Source organism: Sphingopyxis sp. USTB-05, assembly GCF_023822045.1.
In the GTDB taxonomy this organism is placed as follows: domain Bacteria; phylum Pseudomonadota; class Alphaproteobacteria; order Sphingomonadales; family Sphingomonadaceae; genus Sphingopyxis.
On record NZ_CP084712.1, the window covers coordinates 2,180,631 to 2,199,409 of the forward strand.

The following is an 18,779-nucleotide window of genomic DNA, read 5'->3' on the forward strand; positions in this document are numbered from 1 at the left end:
CTCCATGCGCGGATCGGAGCCCTTTGAGGTCAGGCTGCTCGGCGAGTTCGAGTTGCACCGCGGCGGCACCCCCGTCGCGCTCCCCGCCTCGCGCAAGACGCGCGCGCTGCTCGCTTATCTGCTGCTCACCGGAAAGCCCGTCCGCCGCGAGCGGCTCTGCGAAATCTTTTTCGACATTCCCGACGATCCGCGCGCCGCGCTCCGCTGGTCGCTGTCGAAAATCCGCGCTTTGCTTGGCGACGAGGCCGACCTGCTCGCCGCTGACCGCGAGCGCGTCGCGATCGACGCGTCGGGCTTTTCGTTCGACATCGACCGTCCCGATCCGCTGCGCGCGCTCGAAGTTCCGCTGCCGGGGCTCGAGCTTTCAGGACTGGACGAATACAGCCTGTGGCTCGCATCCGAACGCGCGGCGATCGACCGCCGCCGTCGACGCTGCCTTGACGAAGCCTCGCGCAACGCGGTCTGGCCGTCGGCCGACCGGACGCGCTTCGCCGCCGCCGCCGACGCGCTCGACGACGGCCTGACCTCGGCCGTCGATCGCTCCGATTTTCCGGTGCAGCAAGTGCGCTATTGCTTCGCCCCCGACGGCGTCCGCATCGCCTATGCCGTCACCGGCAACGGGCCCCTGCTCGTCAAAACCGCGAACTGGCTCAACCATCTCGAACTCGACTGGGGCAGCCCTTTGTGGGGCCGCATGGTCGGCGGCCTGTCCGAACATTTCCGGCTCGTGCGTTACGACGAACGCGGCAACGGGCTATCCGACTGGGACGTCGGGCCTATCGAATTCGAATCGCTCGTCACCGATCTGGAGGCGGTGGCCGACGCGCTGGAACTAGACCGCTTCCCGCTCTTCGCACTGTCGCAGGGCTGCGCGGTCGCGATCGAATATACGCGTCGCCACCCTGAACGCGTGTCGCACCTGATCCTGCTCGGCGGCTATGCGACCGGCTGGCGCCACCGCGTCGACGAGGGTGAGGCCGACGAGCGGGAGGCGGTGATCACCCTCGTCCGCCGCGGCTGGGGCAAGGATACGCCCATCTATCGCCAGATCTTCTCACAAAGCTTCACGCCGTCGGCGACGCCCGACGAGCTCACATGGTTCAACGATTTCCAGAAACAGACGGTGTCGCCCGACAATGCCGCCGCCTTCCTCGACCTGTTCGGCAATATCGACGTGCGCGCGCATCTGGAACATATCGAGGTGCCGACCCTCATCCTCCACGCGCGTGCCGACCAGCGGATCGGTATCGAACAGGCGATCGAACTTGCCTCCGCCATCCGCGGCGCTTCGCTCGTCACGCTCGACACCGACAATCACATCCTGCGTTCGAACGAGCCCGCGATGGATGTCGTCATCGAACAGATCGTCAATTTCCTGAGCTGAGTGCGTGAAAGACGCTAATTCTGAAAGATTGCGGGCGTTCCGGGTTTGACCATCTGCGCCAGACGCGCAGCGTCCCAATTGGTCAGCCTGACACAGCCGTGGCTCTCCGCGCGCCCGATCGTATGCGGCTCGCTCGTTCCGTGAATGCCATAATGCGGCTTGTTCAGGTCGAGCCACACGACGCCGACCGGGCTGTTGGGCCCTGGCTGCAACAGCACCGCTTCCTTGTTGTTGCTGACATCCCAGAACAGCTTGGGATTGTAATGGAAGTCGGGGTTGCGGCTGACGCCCTGGATTTTCCATTTGCCGATCGGCAGCGGGTCGCGGCTGCTGCCCATCGTCGCGGGAAATTGCGCCACCAGCTTGTCGGCCTCGTCATAAACTTTCAGCACGCCTTCCGACTTGTCGACGACGACCTTTGCCGCCGCCGTCTGGTCCGGCGCCACACCAAGCCGTTCGAGCGTGCCGTTCCAGCCGCGCTCGTCCTTCCCGATATTTGGCACGTCGACGTCGGGAATATTGGGCACACGAAACGGACGCCCCGCGCCGACCAGCGTCGACGGACTGTTGAGCGTCACCAGCATCTCTGGCGTCGTATGGAAACGTTCGGCGAGCGCCTCGGTCAGGTTTCGATATCCCAGCGCGGGCAATTTGGCCTGCTCGGCCGCGTCTTTCGGAAAGGCCGGCACGAACGGCCCCTTCGCGAAGCCTGCGGGTATGACGACCATGCGGGTCGCCGGGATCGTCCGCCCATCCTGCAACGCCTTTTCGGTTGCCGCGTCGAGCTTGCCGCTAGCATCGAGGCCGCGGGATATCTGAAAACCCCGAAGCGCCGCGACATAGGATTGCCCCTCTTTCCCGTCGATTACGCCCGGGGAGAAGCCGAGATGGTCGAGCAGAACCTGCGCGCGGAGGATCGGCGTTTCGGCGAAAGGGACGGCGTCCGTCTTGGCGTCCTCGAAGCGCAGCGAACCGGTGTTGGCCGCGTCGCGGGTCGCCGTTTCCTGTTCGGGATCAGCCTTTTCGGGCGCGGCATTGCAGCCGGCGATCAGAAGCAGGCACGGCAGAATGAAGATGTGTTTCAAATATTTGTCCTCGCAGGTTCGAGAAGGATCAACGATCCTCCGTGCGAAAGGATGCGGGACAGCGGGTGTCGGTTCAGCCATCACCTTCTTCGGGCCCGGGCGCGATCTTTGCCGCCAATATCCGGTGTCGCAACACATCCCAGTCGGGAAAGCGCCAGAAGGTCGGGCTGTCGCGGCCGATGATCCGGGGATGTTCGGCCGACGGCGCAATCGCCCGGTCGACGGGATCGATCTCCGCCAGCGCATCACAGTCGAAAAACGCCCGAACGATTACATCCTCGTCGGCTTCGCCCGCACTACCCACGACGATACCCAGTTCGCCCGTCGACAGCCGGACGAGCGTGCCGACCGCATAGATGCCGAGGCTGTCGGCAAAGCGGTCGAGCAGAGCGGGATCGAAATGGCCCCGCCACTTCTGCATTTCGGTCAACGCCTCGCACGGCGTCCATGCCTGTTTGTACGGCCGGTTCGAGGTGACCGCATCATAAACGTCGCAGATCGCACCCATGCGCGCCGCGAGCGACAATTGCTCGCCCTTCAATCCGCCTGGATAACCCGTGCCGTCGACCTTCTCATGGTGCCGCAGGCAAAGTTCCAGCGCCAGCTCCGGCGCGCCCTGCGAACTCGCAAGCAGCCTGTGCCCGGCAACCGGATGTCCCCGAACCGCCTGCATTTCGCCTTTCGATAACGCCCCGGGCTTGTTCAATATCTCGTCCGACACCGCGACCTTGCCGACATCGTGGAGCAGCCCGGCCACTCCCAAATCCTGCACCTGCTGCGCATCCAGTTCCAGGTGGCGCGCGAAATTGATCATCAGCGCGCAAACCGCGACCGAATGGAGATAGGTATATTGGTCCTTTTCCTTGAGGCGAACGAGATTGATCAGCGCCTTCGCATCGCGCTCGATCGACGCGCCGATCGAACTTGCGAGGCGCACCATGCGCCTGACCTCGACCGCCCGGCCAAGCCGTGCGCCCTCGAACATGTCGGTCACAGCCCCACGCGTCCGGTCGATCACCTGCTTCGCGCGGCGGCATTCGCCGGCATAGCCCCGGCGAGGACGCGGGGCGGCGCGATCTTCAGGATCGCGGGTCGCAAAAGTCGGTCCGGATCTTGGCTTTAGGGCCTGAACCAGCGGTTTCCCCCACGATCGTGATGGCTTGCGACGCGGGGCGTTTGCGTTCTTGGCCGTTGGCCGATGCCCGGGCGGAGCGATCCCCCGCTCCGCATCGATCATCAGCGCGTCAATGCCCGAATTGCGAATTCGTTGAAGTTGCTCGGTGGTTTCGACCCGGAAATTACTCCGCCAAAAGGGGTGATCGAACCACGACCCTTCAAAGGCGTGGACGAACATGCCGATTTCGACGTCCTGCGGTTCAATTCGTACAAGCATTTCGGGTCCCGTTGCGGCCGCCTGATAGACACGCACCTTTCCCAATACGGCACAGCATGTGTCACTTTAAGGGGCCCGGTAGGGAATGGTTAACCTTAGTCTCCCGCAAAATCGAACGCGCTCACTCCGCGTTCGCCCTCGCGGAAGCGCAAGGGACGGCCGAGCGGCGGCATCGATCGCTGGACGCAGCCGGTACGCGTGCAGCGCCGGCAGCCGAGGCCGATCGGTGTTGCGGGGCTGCGCATCAGGTCGATCCCGCGCGCGGCGATCAGCGGCGCGGCAACCTTGGCATCGACCCCGACACACACGGCAAAACGCGCGGGGGTCCCGCTTCCCGTTGCGCCAGGCGCGGCGACCGAGCGCGACTGGGTAAACCAGCGCGATCCGTCCTCCAGTTCGACCAGATCGGCGACAACTTCGCCCGGGCGCGCGAAGGCCTCATGCACGCCCCACAATGGACAGCGTGCATCGCCGTCGACCAGCGGCGACTGGCTCGCGCCAGCATAGCGCTTGCTGCCCTGCCCCGCGCGGTCGATGCGCAACATAAAAAAGGGCAGCCCGCGCGCACCCACGCGCTGGAGCGTCGTGAGCCGGTGCGCGACCTGCTCATAACCCGCGCCGAAACGCCGCTGGAGCAGCAGCAGATCATATCCCGTCGCGTCACACGCGCGCAGGAAGCGACTGTAAGGCATCATCAGCGCCGCGGCGAAATATTGGATCAGGTGGCGCTCGAACAGCCGCGCCGCCGCTGCCTCGGCGAACTCAGCGCCTGCCACCAGCGCGTCGATCTCGGTCTTCGCCTCGATCTGTGCGAGCGTAGCCGCCGCCTGAAAGGTGCGCGAAGCGGGGCGCAGCAACTCGTTCAGCATAAGTTGCCGCGCATGCCAGTCGAGCCAGCGCAGCCGGTCGGGCATCACGTCCGACGGCAGGATACGAATGCCGAGTTGGTGCCGCGTGCGCAAACGCTCGGAAATCGTCCCATAAAGGTCGGCCCCCGCGAGCCGCAGTTCGTCGGCCAGTTCCTCGGCGCGCGCGTCGAGGTCGGGGAAATGATTGCGCCATTTTTCAATGGCGCGGCGTACAGCGGCAACTTCGGGCGCATCGCCTTCACTTTCCGCGCGTCCCTCGGGCGCCACATCGAACAGGCGCGCAAAGGCCGCGGCGGTTGCCGGCGCGGTCTGAAGCCACTCCTCGACCTCCTGCGTCCCGATCCCCAGGTCGGCGAAACGCGGATCGGCGAGCCGGCGCCGTAGTCCTGCAAGTCCGCCCGGCAGGTCTTCGGCGCCCAGCTTCGCCGCGTCGAAACCAAAGCGTTCAGCCAGTTTGACGATGACCGTCGCACTCAGCGGCCGCTGCCCATGCTCGATCAGATTGAGATAGCTTGGCGAGATCGCGAGCGCCTCCGCCATCGCTGCCTGCGTCATACCCGCCTCACGCCGCACCTTGCGCACCGCCGGCCCCGCAAACACCCGCCGCTCTGCCATTCTGTAACTTTCTTTACTAATTTACAGTATGATTTACACCTATCGGCCATATTTCACAAATATTATTGACAAAGCTTTTCACTTTCCGCGCCACTTTCGCCAACTTCCACCCATCAGCTTCGAACAAGGACAAGACGATGGGCTATCAGGAAGACATGGCGCAGGCAGGCCGCCTCATCCGCGATTACGACGGCACCTGGGACGGCATCAGCGGCGAGAGCATCGCCCGCATGCGCGCCCAGAACAAGTTCCGCACCGGCCTCGACGTCGCCCGCTACACCGCGCGCATCATGCGCGCCGACATGGCCGCCTATGACGCCGACCCCGCGAACTACACGCAGTCATTGGGCTGCTGGCACGGCTTCATCGCGCAGCAGAAGATGATCTCGATCAAGAAGCATTTCGGCACCGTCAAGGGCCGCTACATCTATCTCTCGGGCTGGATGATCGCCGCGCTGCGCAGCGAATTCGGTCCGCTGCCCGACCAGTCGATGCACGAAAAGACCAGCGTTCCGGCGCTGATCGAGGAAATCTACACCTTCCTCCGCCAGGCTGACGCCCGCGAACTCGGCATGTTGTTCCGTGACCTCGACGCGGCCCGCGCCGAAGGCGACGAGCTCAAGGCGAAGCAGATCCAGTCGACGATCGACAATCATGAAACGCACGTCGTGCCGATCATCGCCGATATCGATGCGGGCTTCGGCAATGCCGAGGCGACCTATCTCCTCGCCAAGAAGATGATCGAAGCGGGCGCTTGCGCGCTCCAGATCGAAAATCAGGTCTCTGACGAAAAGCAGTGCGGCCATCAGGACGGCAAGGTCACCGTGCCGCACGAAGACTTCATCGCGAAGATTCGCGCCTGCCGCTACGCCTTCATGGAACTCGGCGTCGAGGACGGCATCATCGTCACCCGCACCGACAGCCTCGGCGCTGGCCTCACCAAGCAGATCGCCTTCTCGAAAGAAGCCGGCGACCTTGGCGACCAGTATAACAGCTTCCTCGATTGCGAAGAGGTCGAAGGCGCGGGCAATCCCGGCGATGTTCTCATCAACCGCGACGGCAAGCTGGTGCGTCCGAAGCGCCTGCCCTCGAACCTCTATCAGTTCCGTTCGGGAACCGGCGAAGACCGCTGCGTGATGGATTGCATCGCCAGCCTTCAGAACGGCGCCGACCTGCTGTGGATCGAAACCGAAAAGCCGCACATCGAACAGATTGCGGGCATGGTCGACCGCATCCGCGAAGTCGTCCCCAATGCCAAGCTGGCGTATAACAACTCGCCGAGCTTCAACTGGACGCTAAACTTCCGCCAGCAGGTGTTCGACGCCTGGGAAAAGGACGGCAAGGACGTCAGCGCCTATGACCGCGCGAAGCTGATGAGCGTCGATTATGACGGCACCGAACTCGGCGACGAAGCCGACAACCGCATCCGCACTTTCCAGCGCGATTCGGCGAAGCGGGCGGGCATCTTCCACCACCTGATCACGCTGCCGACCTATCACACCGCGGCGCTGTCGACCGACAATCTCGCCAAGGAATATTTCGGCGACGAAGCGATGCTGGGTTACGTCAAGGGCGTCCAGCGCGCCGAGATCCGTCAGGGCATTGCCTGCGTGAAGCACCAGAATATGTCGGGCAGCGACATCGGCGACGATCATAAGGAATATTTCGCCGGCGAAGCGGCCCTGAAGGCCGCGGGCAAGGACAATACGATGAACCAGTTCGCCGCGTAAACAAGTTAGACGCGGGGGCCCGTTGCAACCCCCGCGTCGCCCATCTTGGCACGGGGGTCAGCGACCCGACCCCCGTGCCTCCCGAGCTTTCCTGGGGAGGAAAGCCTGTCCGTCGGAAGCCCTTGCGCTTCCGGCGGACATTTTTATTCCGGGAGCGCCCCTTCATCCTGACGCGTTTTGATCAGCGACCAGATCACGCCGCCCGCGATCAGCGCGACGGTCACGCCAAGGCTGACCAACGGCGGGAACTTCGCGCCGCCAAGCACGAAGTCGGCGACAAAGATCTTCGATCCGATGAAGACAAGCACCAGCGCCAGCGCATATTTCAGATAGTGGAAACGGTGCACCATCGCCGAAAGGGCAAAGTAGAGCGCGCGCAGGCCAAGGATCGCCATGATATTCGACGTGTAGACGATGAAGGTGTCGGTCGTGATCGCGAAGATCGCCGGCACACTATCGACCGCGAAAACAAGGTCGGCGAGATTGATCACAACGAGCGCAAGGAACAGCGGGGTCGCGGCAAGCACGATCTTGCCAGTCTTCGTATCGGGCACACGCACGAAGAATTTCTCGCCGTGCAGCTCATCGGTGATGGGCATCCGACGCGACAGCCATTTGACGACGGGATTACCCGCAACGTCCATCGGCTTTTCACTCGCGAACAGCATCTTCACGCCGGTAAACACCAGGAAGGCTGCGAAGATATAGAGCACCCAGCCATATTCGGTGACGAGCGCCGCGCCGCCCGCGATCATGATACCGCGCAACACGATCACCGCGACAATGCCCCACAGCAATGCGCGATATTGGTAACGCGGCGGGATCGCAAAGGTGGTGAAGATCAACGAGATGACGAAGATATTGTCGATCGACAACGCCTTCTCGATGAAGAAGCCGGTATAATATTGCAGGCCCGCCTCGCCGCCCTTTGCGGCCCAGACCCACGCGCCGAACGCGGTCGCGATACCGATGTAGAGCGCCGACAGCTTCAGGCTCTCGCCGATCCCCATCTCCTTGTTCTCCTTGTTGAGGATGCCAAGGTCGAAGGCGGTGAGCGCAATGACGAGTGCGAGGAACGACAGCCAGAACCAGGCCGGGGTGCCCAGCCAGTCGGCAAACAGAAATTCCATGTTCTTTTCCCTGGATATGCTGGGGGCGCCGCCTCTCGGCAGCGCCCTGGATCGTCATTTTGTGGGACTAGCGGGCGAGCGCCGGGCGCAGCGCAGGCCGCATCGTCAGCGCCGCAAGCCGTTCCTTCACCACAAGCTTCAGCGTTTTCAGGCGCAGCAAGCGGAACGGGTCGGCGCCGCGGCGACGCACCTCGCGACGTTCGGCATCGTCGAGCTGGCGATGCAACACGGTCAGGCGATAAAGATTGGGATTCAAAGTCATACAGGGCCTCCTGATCAATAAAATCAAGCAGGTGACGCCGATGCCGGGACCCCGGGAAACAGGGGGGAGATAGGGCCAGAGCATCGGAGTCACCCGATGCGGTCCGACATCACGTGGCGGGAAATATCCCGCCGACGCCAGAGGGGCCCGGCCCGCATAACGTCTATTTAGGGTGCCGCGACACCGCTTGCAAGTCCCCCCGCCTACCGCCACGCTGCAAGCGACGCAGGAGGAGGGTTCGAATGAGCGTGCTTGTCGAAAAGGATGGTCCGGTCACGATCATCACCATCGACCGCCCGGCGCGTCGCAACGCAGTCGATCCCGATACTGCGGTCGCCCTGCGCAAAGCCTTTACCGCCTTCGCCGCCGACAAGGATGCGCGGGCCGCGATCCTGACCGGGAGCGAGGGGCATTTCTGCGCCGGTTTCGACCTCAATGCCGTCGGGGCGTCTCGCTATGATCCCGATGGTCCGGGCCCGATGGGGCCGACACGGATGCTGCTCGAAAAGCCCGTGATCGCTGCCGTCGAGGGCCATGCCGTCGCCGGCGGGCTAGAGCTGGCGCTCTGGTGCGACCTCCGCGTCGCTGGGGCCAGCGCGGTGTTCGGCGTCTATTGCCGCCGTTGGGGCGTGCCACTGATCGATGGCGGCACCGTGCGCTTGCCGCGCATTGTCGGACAGGGCCGCGCGCTCGACATGATCCTGACCGGACGCCCGGTTGCCGCGGACGAGGCGCAACGCATCGGCCTCGCCGACCGGGTCGTTCCCGATGGCGAAGCGCTTATCGCCGCGATCGAACTGGCGAAACAGGTCGCCGCCTTCCCGCAAATCTGCATGAACAGCGACCGGCTCAGCGCCTATCGACAGTGGGACTTCGATATCGAAAGCGCGCTTGCACACGAAGCGCGCGCCGGCGTCGTCCCGCTACGCGAAGGCGCGGCGGCGGGCGCCAAACGTTTTACCGAAGGCACGGGCCGCGGCGGAAGTTTCGCCGCCTTCAAGGGGGAATGACGATGAAGACTTGGATTGCCGCCGCGCTGCTCGCGCTGCCCCTACCCGCCGTGGCAGGAGCCCCCGATATCCCGGCCGCCATCTATACCGACCCACCCGCCGACAAAGCGCATCCTGCGGCGATGGAGGTCGTCCATATCCCCAGCGGAAAGGTCGCTATCAACGCCGTCGTCTATGTCGCCGCGGGCGCAGGCCCGCACCCGACCGTCGTCCTCTGCCACGGCCTTCCCGGCAATGAAAAGAGCCTCGACCTGGCACAGGCGATGCGCCGCGCGGGCTGGACCGTCATCACCTTCAATTATCGCGGCTCGTGGGGCAGCCCAGGCGACTATCGCTTTGCGCAGAATCTGGAAGATGCCGATGCGGTGCTCGCCTTTGCGCGCGATCCAGCCAATGCTGCCAAGTTGCGCATCGACGCAAAACGGCTCGTCATCATGGGTCACAGCATGGGCGGCTGGGTCACCGCGCTCACGGCCGCGCACGACAAACAGCTACTCGGCGCCGCGATGATTTCGGCAGGCAATATGGGCTGGCTCGGAAAATTGCCGCGCGAGCAGGCGATTAAGGCGTTGCGCACCAACGGCATGGAGGCTCTCGCCGGGACGACGCCCGAACTCATGGCGGACGAACTCATCGCCAATGCCGACCGCTTCGACTTCGTGAAGGCCGCACCCCAGCTTACAGGGAGCAATCTGTTCGTCCTCACCTCCGACGATGGCCTCGCTCCGATGAGCAATGCGCTTTCGGCCGCGATTGCCAAAGCTGGCGGGGCCGGAGTGAAGTCAGTGCATGTCGGGACCGACCATAGCTGGTCTGACGCACGCATCCGCCTGCAAACCGAGATATTGAACTGGCTGATGACGCTGACGCCCGTAAAGTGAACTAACCGCCGCCGGGCGGCATCTTCGTCGGGCGCAGAATGGCGACTTCCGGTCGATTTTAGCCATCGCCTTCGGATTTCCACGGAATGGCGGCCATGGGGTGGGGAGCTGTCGCTGCCCTCTTTGGACATCGCCGGCTGGATCCGGATCGGATCGGCGCAAAGGCCGCGCAATATTCCAAAGTTCAGGAAAGTTCAGCCCTATGAGCGCCCCGATTTGCAAGTCGCGGCGTGCCGAATATGCGCGGTACGTCCGATCCTGGTCGCACGCGCAATCAGGCAGCGATCGCCTGTTTGTTCACCGAATGAAAGAGCCGGATGAAGGCTAACACAGCCGGATAATGTAGGAAAGACCTATTTGAAGGCGATGTCTGTTTTGGGGTTGGGGAGCGGACGTTGCTTCTTTAATCCTTCGTCATCCCGGACTTGATCCGGGATCCCGCTTGAAGCCGAAGTCAGTGAGTGCGTCAAAAAAAGCGGGATCCCGGATCAAGTCCGGGGTGACGAGGATAGAGAAGTCCGCAACCGGTCATTAACGGCCGCCTCACCTCGCGCGCCCTTCCCTCTTGCACTCGCCCCCCAAATGAGTCACATCTTTACGTGAACGTAAAGGTAAAGCACCCGCGAGAGGATTCTTCCCCATGACCCTTCCGACCTTCGACACGATCAAGCTCGAAATCGCCGACAATGTCGCAACGATCACGCTGAACCGCCCCGAGCGGCTCAATTCGATGCCGCCGGCGATGGCCGACGACATTCGCGAAGCGCTCGATCATCTGCCAAGCCTCGGCGCGCGCGCGTTGTTGATCACTGGCGAAGGGCGCGGTTTCTGTTCGGGCGCCGACCTCGCCGGCGACCGGTCGGCGGGCGGGGCCGTCAGCGGCGGCGCACGGAGCCGCAACGCGCTGCGTGGTCATTATAACCCGATGCTGCTCGCGCTCGCGAACCTAGACATTCCCGTTATCGTTGCGGTCAACGGCCCGGCCGCGGGCGTCGGATGCAGCTTTGCACTGTCGGGCGACTTCACGATTGCGGGCAAGAGCGCCTATTTCCTTCAGGCCTTCGTCAACATCGGCCTTGTCCCCGACGGCGGCTCATCCTGGTTGCTGCCGCGCCTGATCGGCGTGCCGCGCGCGCTGCAGATGATGATGCTGGGTGAGAAGATTTCAGCCGATCAGGCGGCCGACTGGGGCATGATCTATAAGAGCGTCGAGGACGCCGATCTTTTGGCAGAGGCCAAGGCGCTGGCCACGCGCCTCGCGAACGGTCCGACGATCGCGCTCGGCACGATGCGCAAGGTGTTGCGCGACGGGCTGACGCAGGATTTTGCGACGACGCTCGATGCCGAAGCCAAGGGCCAGTTCATCGCAGGCGGCACCGCCGATGCAATGGAAGGCATCATGGCGTTCCAGCAGAAGCGCAAGAGCGAGTTCAAGGGGAAGTAGCCCCACCCTTTCCCGTTCGTGTCGAGCGAAGTCGAGACACCCCGCAGGCTTACAAAAGGTCGAGGGGCATCTCGACTTCGCTCGATGCGAACGGTTTGGTTATCCTTACCTACTCCGCCGCTTCCTCGACCATCACCTTTTTGTAGATGCTCGTGCGCGGGTAGGAGCAGAGGCGCATCACCATCGGCTCGAAAAATTCCAGCGGTTCGCTGTCATAATCGGGGTCGAACGCCGGCGCGTCATATTTCTCGCAGAATTCGGCGCACGCAGCATAATGCGGGCTATCCTTGAACTGGTCGCGCATGTCGCGGTCGAGCCCGAGGTAATGGAAGAAATAATGGCCCTGGAACACGCCGTGGTGCTGGACGATCCACAGATTTTCCTCTGACAGGAAGGGCTTGAGGATCGCGGCGGCGACGTCGGGATGATTGAACGCGCCGAGCGTATCGCCGATGTCATGGAGCAGCGCCATCACGACATATTCCTCGTCGCGGCCGTCGCGGTGCGCCCTGGTCGCGGTCTGCAGGCAATGTTCGAGCCGGTCGACCGGAAAGCCGCCATAATCGCCGCCGAGCAGTTTCAGATGGTCGAGGATGCGCTTGCCATTGTTCGGCGCGAACTCCTTCTGCTCGCGCGCGATAATGTCCCAATCTTTCTGCGTCCCGTCGATCATCGACCGGAAAGTGGCGTGATCGTGCGTCATCTCGTTCATGGCAGCCTCTCCTATTTTGAGAGGCAGCCTATCCTATTCGTTGTTATTTGCAACGTTATAGGTCTTGACCTCAGCCTGCGTCAGGCAACGGCGCGTCGACTTGTCCTCCGCATTCGCCAGCGCTTTTTGCTGATACATCACCTCGGTCAGCAACTTGCGCGATACACCCATGCGGATCAGAAAATCATTGTCCTCGCTCGCGAGCAGCGCGGCGTCCTGCTCGATATCGCCGATCAGTTCTTTGGTAGCGTCGGTGCCCATAGCCACGCTCATGTCGATCGCGCTACGGTCGCCGGTGCGCGTGAACATATGGACGATGAAAAGCCCGCCCGGATCGATCACGCGCGGCTGACCGCCCATGAAGATGAAATTGCACGCGCTGAAACAGGCCCAGCCCGCCGGGATACGCGTCGTCAGCCCGAAGTTCGAACGGATGATCCGCCCCGCGGCGTTACCCGCACGCGCGTCTCCACCCGGCGAGCGCAGCCACACTTCGCTGACGTCCGAATTGGCGGCGAGCGCCGCCTTGAGCCGATCGGGCAGCCCCGCATCGATCCGCCCCTCGGCGAGCAGGACCTTGCCGTTCTTATTGGCGACGGGGGTCAGTTTCATCGTCGCGTTCGCCGACCAGTCAGGGGTCAGCGGGCAAGTCGGGTTCGCGGGGTCCATCGCGGGCTTGGCAGCACCGGTCAGACAGGCGATCAGGCCGGCCGCCGCAGCGATACGTAAGGTTTTACGCGGCAAGGACATAACGCGCCTGTCCAGGCCCCTTGCACATCCGTTTCGATACGCGTGTTTCTTCGCCTTCGACGATGATGATGTCGGTGACGTTCATGCACTGAGTACCATCGGCCAGTTCGTTCTTCGCCGCAACGGTCGACGATCCGCTGACATTCTCGCGCGTTTCGCTGGTCCAGTTCGCGGTCGCGCCGACTTCTTCGCCGCGTGTCACCTCTTCGGTCGCGGCCGCCGCCTGGACCTGTTCGGCGGGGTCGAGGCGACAGGCGATCGCGTCGGTGAGCGTGCCGCTGACCTCCGAAATCGGCACATAGCTGTAGACGCCGGCCTTGCTCGCCGCGTCGCCCACCGCATCGTTGATTACATTGCCCAGGATATTGCGCCCGATGCTGTTGCCCTTCTTGCCCTTGGGACAGCCGCCACTCTTGTCTTCGCTGGGCTTCGGCGCCGGAGTCGTCACCTTGCGCAGCAGGCTACCGAACTGCGCCTGTGCGGGAGCGACAGCGAGCAGACACGCCGCAAAAACCGCGGGAGTCGCCAATATTTTACGCATCATCCAGTCCACCCTTGTCGCGCCCGATGCCGGGCTACCATGCGACCTTTTATAGGGGCGGTTCATGCCACCCGCTGTGATTTTCATCAACTCTGCAACTTATGTCATCCAGACAGGTTGAATTAAGCCTGAATATGTCACAGTAACGCCGCCATGCTCTCGCAAAAGACCCGCTACACGATCCGCGCGTTCCAGCACCTTGCCGACCATTGGGGCAAGGGGCAGGTGCAGCTTGCTGATATTGCGGATGCGCAGAATATTCCGCCCAAATTCCTGACCGTGATCCTGTCGGAAATGGCACGCGAGGGCCTGCTCATTTCACAGCGTGGGCGCGACGGCGGCTACCAACTCGCCCTCCCCCCGATCGACATCAGCTATGGCGACCTGGTCCGGCTGACGCGCGGATCGCTTGCGCTTGTTCCCTGCGCCGCACGCAACGCGCACGAACATTGCAAGAATTGCCTGCCCGAGGCCGAATGCCGGCTGCGCAGCCTGATGCTGAAGGTTCGCGACGACACGGCGTCGATCCTCGATCGCATCACGCTGGCCGACCCGATCGCGCTGGAACCCGTATTCGAAAAGGATGAGGCGGCGGAATAGCCGCCGGCGCTTGCGCCGCACATGCCGAACCGGCCGGTTCCCGCAAGGTGGGAACCGGCCGGACGGCAGATCTGGTCAGGGCGCGCGGGTGCCGGGATCGGCCCTTCCAGTCCCGCTTGTTCGTCTTGCGATACGGGGCGTCAGTAGCCGCCCTTCTTTTCATTGCCATGTGCGGCCTTGGCGGGATGCGCGCGAACCGCACGCTTCGACGTTGCGGCGGTCGTCGTCTTTGCGGCCACGGCCGGTTTGGCGGGCTTGGCGGTGGCAGTCGAGGCGAAGACCGGGGCGGTGATCATCATCGTCGATGCAAGGCCAAGGCCGACCAGGGTACGAAAGCGTGCCATATTCTTCACTCCATAGATCCGCGGGAAAGCGGATGCGGCGAACCGGGATGTCCAGGCGGGGACCCGGCGAGAGGTTTCAGGGGGAAGGTCCCCGCTTGGACGTCCTCCTTCTAACTCCCGCGATCCAACCGGCGCATGGCCGCGACATGACAATATCGTAATCCACGCGTCAGCTTCCCGACGCGCGCAGAAGCCTATTGTTGTTCCCTGACACGAAGGGACCGAGCGCGATGACGACAGGGCGCAAGACAAATCGCACAGGAAGACGGCTGCTGATCCTGACGCTCGCCTCGTTGGTCGCAGCGTCGGCATATTATCTGTACGCGGGCTATTATAACGGCCCGCTGTTCCGCGACATGCCGTCCGTAAGCGCGGGCTCGGCACGGCCCGCAATCGTCATGCTGTCGGGCGACATGGGTAACCGCACAGGCATGACGCCGAAGATCGCGGCGCGACTGCACGCACGCGGCTATGCGGTCGTCACGGTCAATTCGCTGACCTATTTCTCCCCGCGCAGGACGGCCCAGGACGCCGCGCGGCTGATCCGTACCGCGATGGCGCGGGCGATGAAGATCGGGAACACGGGGCGTGTCATATTGATCGGCCAATCGTTCGGCGCCGACATGCTGCACGCGGGCCTTGCACAATTTCCTGCTGTCGACCGCCGGCCGATCCGGGCGGTCATATTGATCGTGCCGGGCGAGGATATCATCTTCCGCGCCTCGCCGATCGAGCTCGCCGGCCTCGAGATTCCCGACCAGCGCGCCTTGCCGACCGCATCGCGTTTGGACTGGGTGCCCGTGACATGCGTCCATGGTGCCGAGGAAGCGGGAAGCCTGTGCCCCGAATTACAGATGCCGAACGTACGCCGGGTCACCCTGCCCGGCGGACACACGTTGAAATCCGACGACCGCGCGCTCGAAGCCGCGATCCTGCCCGGTATCGGCGGCGCGCAATCAGCAAGGAGCGAATGAGATGAGGGCCTTGGCCATGGCATTGCTATTGATCGCAAGCAGCGGCGCCGATGCGGCGACGCCAGCGACGCCGATCGGACTCTGGCAAAACCCCAAGGGCACGCTGATCGTGCAAACGCGGCGTTGCGGACAGCTTTTGTGCGGCAACATCGTGTGGGCCGGCCCCAAGGCGCTCGCCGATGCACGCGAAGCGGGGGTGAACGCCCTCGTCGGCACCGAATTGCTCAGCGACTATCACGCGAGCGGCGCGGGTCGCTGGACGGGCCGGGTCTATGTGCCCGACCAGGGGCGTCATTTCTATTCGACGATCGAGCTCCGCACGCCCGACAGCCTGCGCATATCGGGTTGCATCCTCGGCGGGCTGATCTGCAAGCGACAGGATTGGATCCGCAAATGACATTGCCCGAAAACGCCATGGAATGGGCACGTCGCAACAAGCGCTCCCTGTCGATCGGCACGGCGCTGATCGTCGCGGCGCTCGGCTTCACCGGTTTGTTCAGGCTGCTGCATTCGGTTCGACCGCACGAAATCCGGCGCGCCTTCGATGCACTGTCCGCAGGCCAGATTGTCGCCGCGCTGCTGCTGACCGCCGCGAGCTATGCGATGCTGACGCTCTATGACCGCTTTGCCCTGCAGACCATCAACCGACCCCTACCCTGGCGCACCTGGGCGCTCGCATCTTTTACCAGCTATACGCTCAGCCATAATCTTGGGCTCGCGCTGCTCACCGGCGGGTCCGCGCGTTACCGCATCTATCGCGCCGCGGGCCTCAGCGGGGGCGAAGTCGGCAGCGTCATTGCCCTGGCAAGCTTCAGTTTCTGGAACGGCGTCATCCTTCTTGCCGGTCTCGCCGCCGCGACGAGCGCGCAGATCATGCCCTTCTTCGACTGGGGCCTCTCTCTTCACTGGCTCCACCTCGTCGGGCTGGCCGTGCTGACCCTGTGCCTCATGCCACTGCTGCTGCGGCATTTCGGTCTGAAAGCGATCGAGATCGGCGGATGGCGGACGCCGCTGCCCGGCGCGAGGCGCAGCGCCGCGATGACCGCCGTCGCCGCGATCGATCTTGCCGCGGCGAGCGCGGCGCTGTTCGTCCTCCTGCCGACCCCGGATCCCGCCACCTATCCGCTATTCTTCCTCGGCTATGCGCTCGCCATTATCGCGGCGTTGATCAGCCATGTCCCCGGCGGGCTCGGCGTGTTCGAAGCGGTCGTGATCGCGGCGGTCCCCGGCGACAAGGCGGAACTGCTGGCCGCCCTGCTCGCCTATCGCATCATCTATTACCTGCTCCCGCTGCTGCTCGCCGCCCTGTTCCTGGCCTGGCACGAGGGCAAGCGCTGGCACCGTCCTGCTCGCGAGATGGCCCAAGCCGGCCAGTCCCTGCTCCGCGAGCTCGCACCATCGCTCCTCGCCGCGCTGGTATTCGCCAGCGGACTTATCCTGCTGCTGTCGGGAGCAACCCCCGCCGAAGCCGCCCGCATGCACGAACTGCGGCATTTCCTGCCGCTGCCCTTTGTCGAGGCGTCGCATATCGCCGCCAGCCTGTCGGGAACTTTGCTCCTGTTCCTAGCGCCCGGATTGCTGCGCCGCCTCGACGGCGCCTTCGTTGCGACACGTGCCCTGCTCATCGCCGCGATCCTCTTCTCGCTCACCAAGGGCGGCGATTATGAAGAAGCGCTGATCCTGTCGGCGATATGCGCGGCGCTCCAGTGGAGTCGGCCGGCCTTTTATCGCACGACCTCACTGCTCGACGCGCCGCTGTCGACCGGGTGGATCGTTGCCGCGCTCACCGCGGTCATGGCGTCGACCTTCGCTGGATTTTTCGCCTATAAGCATGTGGCCTATACGAGCAGCCTGTGGTGGCAATTCACACTCAACGGCGATGCACCGCGCTTCCTGCGCACGCTGTTCGGCATTGCAGTGCTCGTCACCGGACTTGCCCTATGGCGCCTGTTCGCGCCATCCCCTCGCCCGGACCGAGAGCAAGATGTTGCATATGATGCACTCGTCCCGGCGCTGGCGGTGACCGATCGCACCGACGCCTTTCTTGCCTATACCGGCGACAAGCATTTTCTGCTGGCCGAAGAAGGCGACGCTTTCCTGATGTACCGGATACAGGGCGCGAACTGGATCGTGATGGGCGATCCAGTCGGCCCCGAGCAACGCTGGCCCGACCTGCTCTGGCGATTGCGCGAACGCGCCGACGCGGCCCAAGGCCGGGTTCTGCTGTATCAGATCAGCGCCGACTGCCTGCCGCTGGCGATCGACCTCGGTCTATCGATCGTCAAATATGGCGAGGAAGCCCGGGTCGACCTCGCCGCTTTCTCGCTCGTCGGTCCGCATGCAAAGGCCCTGCGTCATGCAGAGCGCCGGGCGGTTCAGGCGGGCGCCACCTTCGACATCATCGCCGCAGCCGACATTCCGCACCATCTTCCCGAGCTGGAGGCTGTATCGAGCGACTGGCTCGACGCGAAAAAGCAGCGCGAAAAGGCGTTCAGCCTCGGCAGTTTCGATGCGGATTACATGCGGAATTTCCCATGTGCCATCGTGCGCATCGAAGGACGCATCATCGCCTTCGCCAACATCCTGGCGACGCCCAACCGCGAAGAGATTTCGGTCGACTTGATGCGGCATGCCCGCGACATTCCCTATGGCGTGATGGATTTCCTGTTCCTTCGCCTGATCGGATATGCGCAGACCGAAGCCTATCGGTGGTTCACCCTCGGGATCGCGCCCTTGTCGGGAATCGAGGGCCGCAGGCTCGCGCCCATTTGGGCACGCGGCGCCTCATTCCTGTTCCGTCATGGCAAGAGCCTCTACGGGTTCGAGGGGCTGCGAAGCTACAAGGCCAAATTCGCGACGCACTGGGAACCGCGCTATATCGCGGCGCCGCGCGGCATGGCCTTTGCCCTTGGCATCGCCGCGGTGCATAATATCGTCTCGCGCCCGGCCGCGAAAAAGCGGCAGCCAGCGGTCGGCATCAAGGACATCAGCCTTCATCTTCGCCAAGCGGCCGAGAATGGGTATAAGGCCGCACCGGCGATGCGCCGCTAGCGTG

At 63.5% G+C, this 18,779-nt stretch carries 18 protein-coding genes and 1 pseudogene; 9 read left to right on the top strand and 10 right to left on the bottom strand.

Annotation, left to right across the window (positions count from 1 at the left end; translation table 11 throughout):
• Positions 1-4 precede the first annotated feature (4 nt).
• On the top strand, positions 5-1,384 hold the full coding sequence (locus KEC45_RS09940; protein ID WP_083435752.1) for an alpha/beta hydrolase: 1,380 nt from the start codon (positions 5-7) through the stop codon (positions 1,382-1,384).
• A 14-nt stretch (positions 1,385-1,398) separates the two neighbouring features.
• Here the strand turns inward: KEC45_RS09940 and KEC45_RS09945 are convergent, their stop codons facing one another.
• From KEC45_RS09945 to KEC45_RS09955, 4 genes and pseudogenes are all read right to left on the bottom strand, one after another.
• Positions 1,399-2,469 (bottom strand): L,D-transpeptidase family protein, encoded by a 1,071-nt coding sequence (locus KEC45_RS09945; RefSeq protein ID WP_062179912.1) that lies wholly within the window; start codon positions 2,467-2,469, stop codon positions 1,399-1,401.
• A gap of 73 nt (positions 2,470-2,542) precedes the next feature.
• Positions 2,543-3,454, bottom strand: a complete 912-nt coding sequence (locus KEC45_RS09950; protein ID WP_238586721.1) for an HD-GYP domain-containing protein — start codon at positions 3,452-3,454, stop codon at positions 2,543-2,545.
• 15 nt (positions 3,455-3,469) lie between these two features.
• A pseudogene (locus KEC45_RS21960) lies at positions 3,470-3,862 on the bottom strand (DUF3391 domain-containing protein); the annotation flags it as partial.
• Positions 3,863-3,957: 95 nt separating this feature from the next.
• On the bottom strand, positions 3,958-5,346 hold the full coding sequence (locus tag KEC45_RS09955) for a short-chain fatty acyl-CoA regulator family protein (protein WP_062179905.1): 1,389 nt from the start codon (positions 5,344-5,346) through the stop codon (positions 3,958-3,960).
• 137 nt (positions 5,347-5,483) lie between these two features.
• On the opposite strand from KEC45_RS09955, the gene KEC45_RS09960 reads away from it, so the two are divergent.
• A complete protein-coding gene (locus tag KEC45_RS09960; protein ID WP_062183806.1) occupies positions 5,484-7,076 on the top strand; it encodes an isocitrate lyase in 1,593 nt (530 codons plus the stop codon).
• 143 nt (positions 7,077-7,219) lie between these two features.
• Here KEC45_RS09960 and KEC45_RS09965 read toward each other — a convergent pair whose 3' ends face one another.
• Positions 7,220-8,206, bottom strand: a complete 987-nt coding sequence (locus KEC45_RS09965) for a TerC family protein (protein ID WP_062179903.1) — start codon at positions 8,204-8,206, stop codon at positions 7,220-7,222.
• A 67-nt stretch (positions 8,207-8,273) separates the two neighbouring features.
• Positions 8,274-8,468 (bottom strand): hypothetical protein, encoded by a 195-nt coding sequence (locus KEC45_RS09970; protein WP_062179901.1) that lies wholly within the window; start codon positions 8,466-8,468, stop codon positions 8,274-8,276.
• A gap of 242 nt (positions 8,469-8,710) precedes the next feature.
• On the opposite strand from KEC45_RS09970, the gene KEC45_RS09975 reads away from it, so the two are divergent.
• The 3 genes from KEC45_RS09975 (at position 8,711) to KEC45_RS09985 (ending at position 11,803) form a co-directional block, all read left to right on the top strand.
• Positions 8,711-9,478, top strand: coding sequence for a crotonase/enoyl-CoA hydratase family protein (locus KEC45_RS09975; RefSeq protein ID WP_062179899.1), 768 nt, complete (start codon positions 8,711-8,713; stop codon positions 9,476-9,478).
• Between the two features lie 2 nt (positions 9,479-9,480).
• A complete protein-coding gene (locus KEC45_RS09980) occupies positions 9,481-10,359 on the top strand; it encodes a S9 family peptidase (protein WP_083435750.1) in 879 nt (292 codons plus the stop codon).
• Between the two features lie 640 nt (positions 10,360-10,999).
• A complete protein-coding gene (locus KEC45_RS09985; protein ID WP_252171991.1) occupies positions 11,000-11,803 on the top strand; it encodes an enoyl-CoA hydratase-related protein in 804 nt (267 codons plus the stop codon).
• A 109-nt stretch (positions 11,804-11,912) separates the two neighbouring features.
• On the opposite strand, the gene KEC45_RS09990 is transcribed toward KEC45_RS09985, so the two are convergent.
• From KEC45_RS09990 to KEC45_RS10000, 3 genes are read right to left on the bottom strand one after another with little or no spacing between them, the layout of a single operon-like run.
• Positions 11,913-12,515 carry an HD domain-containing protein gene (locus tag KEC45_RS09990; RefSeq protein WP_062179895.1) on the bottom strand — a complete coding sequence of 201 codons (603 nt, stop codon included), beginning with the start codon at positions 12,513-12,515 and terminating at the stop codon, positions 11,913-11,915.
• Positions 12,516-12,548: 33 nt separating this feature from the next.
• Entirely contained in the window at positions 12,549-13,265 is a 717-nt protein-coding gene (locus tag KEC45_RS09995) for a hypothetical protein (protein WP_062179893.1), read from the bottom strand.
• The gene (locus KEC45_RS10000; RefSeq protein ID WP_252171992.1) at positions 13,249-13,809 is read right to left on the bottom strand and encodes a hypothetical protein; all 561 of its coding nucleotides are present in this window, start codon (positions 13,807-13,809) and stop codon (positions 13,249-13,251) included. Before KEC45_RS10000 ends, KEC45_RS09995 begins: the two co-directional genes overlap by 17 nt.
• Before the next feature lie 150 nt (positions 13,810-13,959).
• Between KEC45_RS10000 and KEC45_RS10005 the strand changes: the two genes are divergently transcribed.
• The gene (locus tag KEC45_RS10005; RefSeq protein WP_062179890.1) at positions 13,960-14,406 is read left to right on the top strand and encodes an Rrf2 family transcriptional regulator; all 447 of its coding nucleotides are present in this window, start codon (positions 13,960-13,962) and stop codon (positions 14,404-14,406) included.
• A 140-nt stretch (positions 14,407-14,546) separates the two neighbouring features.
• On the opposite strand, the gene KEC45_RS10010 is transcribed toward KEC45_RS10005, so the two are convergent.
• Positions 14,547-14,750, bottom strand: a complete 204-nt coding sequence (locus tag KEC45_RS10010) for a hypothetical protein (RefSeq protein WP_062179887.1) — start codon at positions 14,748-14,750, stop codon at positions 14,547-14,549.
• A 230-nt stretch (positions 14,751-14,980) separates the two neighbouring features.
• Here KEC45_RS10010 and KEC45_RS10015 point away from each other — a divergent pair, with 230 nt between their 5' ends.
• The 3 genes from KEC45_RS10015 to mprF are packed head-to-tail and all read left to right on the top strand — an operon-like array spanning position 14,981 to position 18,775.
• Positions 14,981-15,724 carry a virulence factor gene (locus tag KEC45_RS10015; RefSeq protein WP_252171993.1) on the top strand — a complete coding sequence of 248 codons (744 nt, stop codon included), beginning with the start codon at positions 14,981-14,983 and terminating at the stop codon, positions 15,722-15,724.
• A 1-nt stretch (position 15,725) separates the two neighbouring features.
• Positions 15,726-16,121, top strand: coding sequence for a DUF2147 domain-containing protein (locus tag KEC45_RS10020; RefSeq protein ID WP_062179881.1), 396 nt, complete (start codon positions 15,726-15,728; stop codon positions 16,119-16,121).
• A complete protein-coding gene (gene mprF, locus KEC45_RS10025) occupies positions 16,118-18,775 on the top strand; it encodes a bifunctional lysylphosphatidylglycerol flippase/synthetase MprF (RefSeq protein WP_252171994.1) in 2,658 nt (885 codons plus the stop codon). The genes KEC45_RS10020 and mprF overlap by 4 nt, the downstream gene beginning before the upstream one ends.
• Positions 18,776-18,779: the final 4 nt, after the last annotated feature.

What these genes read in the sequence shown, in the direction of transcription:
- KEC45_RS09940 (WP_083435752.1), top strand. Translation starts at nt 5, where the DNA reads ATGCGCGGATCGGAGCCCTTTGAGGTCAGGCTGCTCGGCGAGTTCGAG.
- KEC45_RS09950 (WP_238586721.1), bottom strand. Translation starts at nt 3,454, where the DNA reads ATGTTCGAGGGCGCACGGCTTGGCCGGGCGGTCGAGGTCAGGCGCATG.
- KEC45_RS09955 (WP_062179905.1), bottom strand. Translation starts at nt 5,346, where the DNA reads ATGGCAGAGCGGCGGGTGTTTGCGGGGCCGGCGGTGCGCAAGGTGCGG.
- KEC45_RS09960 (WP_062183806.1), top strand. Translation starts at nt 5,484, where the DNA reads ATGGGCTATCAGGAAGACATGGCGCAGGCAGGCCGCCTCATCCGCGAT.
- KEC45_RS09965 (WP_062179903.1), bottom strand. Translation starts at nt 8,206, where the DNA reads ATGGAATTTCTGTTTGCCGACTGGCTGGGCACCCCGGCCTGGTTCTGG.
- KEC45_RS09970 (WP_062179901.1), bottom strand. Translation starts at nt 8,468, where the DNA reads ATGACTTTGAATCCCAATCTTTATCGCCTGACCGTGTTGCATCGCCAG.
- KEC45_RS09975 (WP_062179899.1), top strand. Translation starts at nt 8,711, where the DNA reads ATGAGCGTGCTTGTCGAAAAGGATGGTCCGGTCACGATCATCACCATC.
- KEC45_RS09980 (WP_083435750.1), top strand. Translation starts at nt 9,481, where the DNA reads ATGAAGACTTGGATTGCCGCCGCGCTGCTCGCGCTGCCCCTACCCGCC.
- KEC45_RS09985 (WP_252171991.1), top strand. Translation starts at nt 11,000, where the DNA reads ATGACCCTTCCGACCTTCGACACGATCAAGCTCGAAATCGCCGACAAT.
- KEC45_RS09990 (WP_062179895.1), bottom strand. Translation starts at nt 12,515, where the DNA reads ATGAACGAGATGACGCACGATCACGCCACTTTCCGGTCGATGATCGAC.
- KEC45_RS09995 (WP_062179893.1), bottom strand. Translation starts at nt 13,265, where the DNA reads ATGTCCTTGCCGCGTAAAACCTTACGTATCGCTGCGGCGGCCGGCCTG.
- KEC45_RS10000 (WP_252171992.1), bottom strand. Translation starts at nt 13,809, where the DNA reads ATGATGCGTAAAATATTGGCGACTCCCGCGGTTTTTGCGGCGTGTCTG.
- KEC45_RS10005 (WP_062179890.1), top strand. Translation starts at nt 13,960, where the DNA reads ATGCTCTCGCAAAAGACCCGCTACACGATCCGCGCGTTCCAGCACCTT.
- KEC45_RS10010 (WP_062179887.1), bottom strand. Translation starts at nt 14,750, where the DNA reads ATGGCACGCTTTCGTACCCTGGTCGGCCTTGGCCTTGCATCGACGATG.
- KEC45_RS10015 (WP_252171993.1), top strand. Translation starts at nt 14,981, where the DNA reads ATGACGACAGGGCGCAAGACAAATCGCACAGGAAGACGGCTGCTGATC.
- KEC45_RS10020 (WP_062179881.1), top strand. Translation starts at nt 15,726, where the DNA reads ATGAGGGCCTTGGCCATGGCATTGCTATTGATCGCAAGCAGCGGCGCC.
- mprF (WP_252171994.1), top strand. Translation starts at nt 16,118, where the DNA reads ATGACATTGCCCGAAAACGCCATGGAATGGGCACGTCGCAACAAGCGC.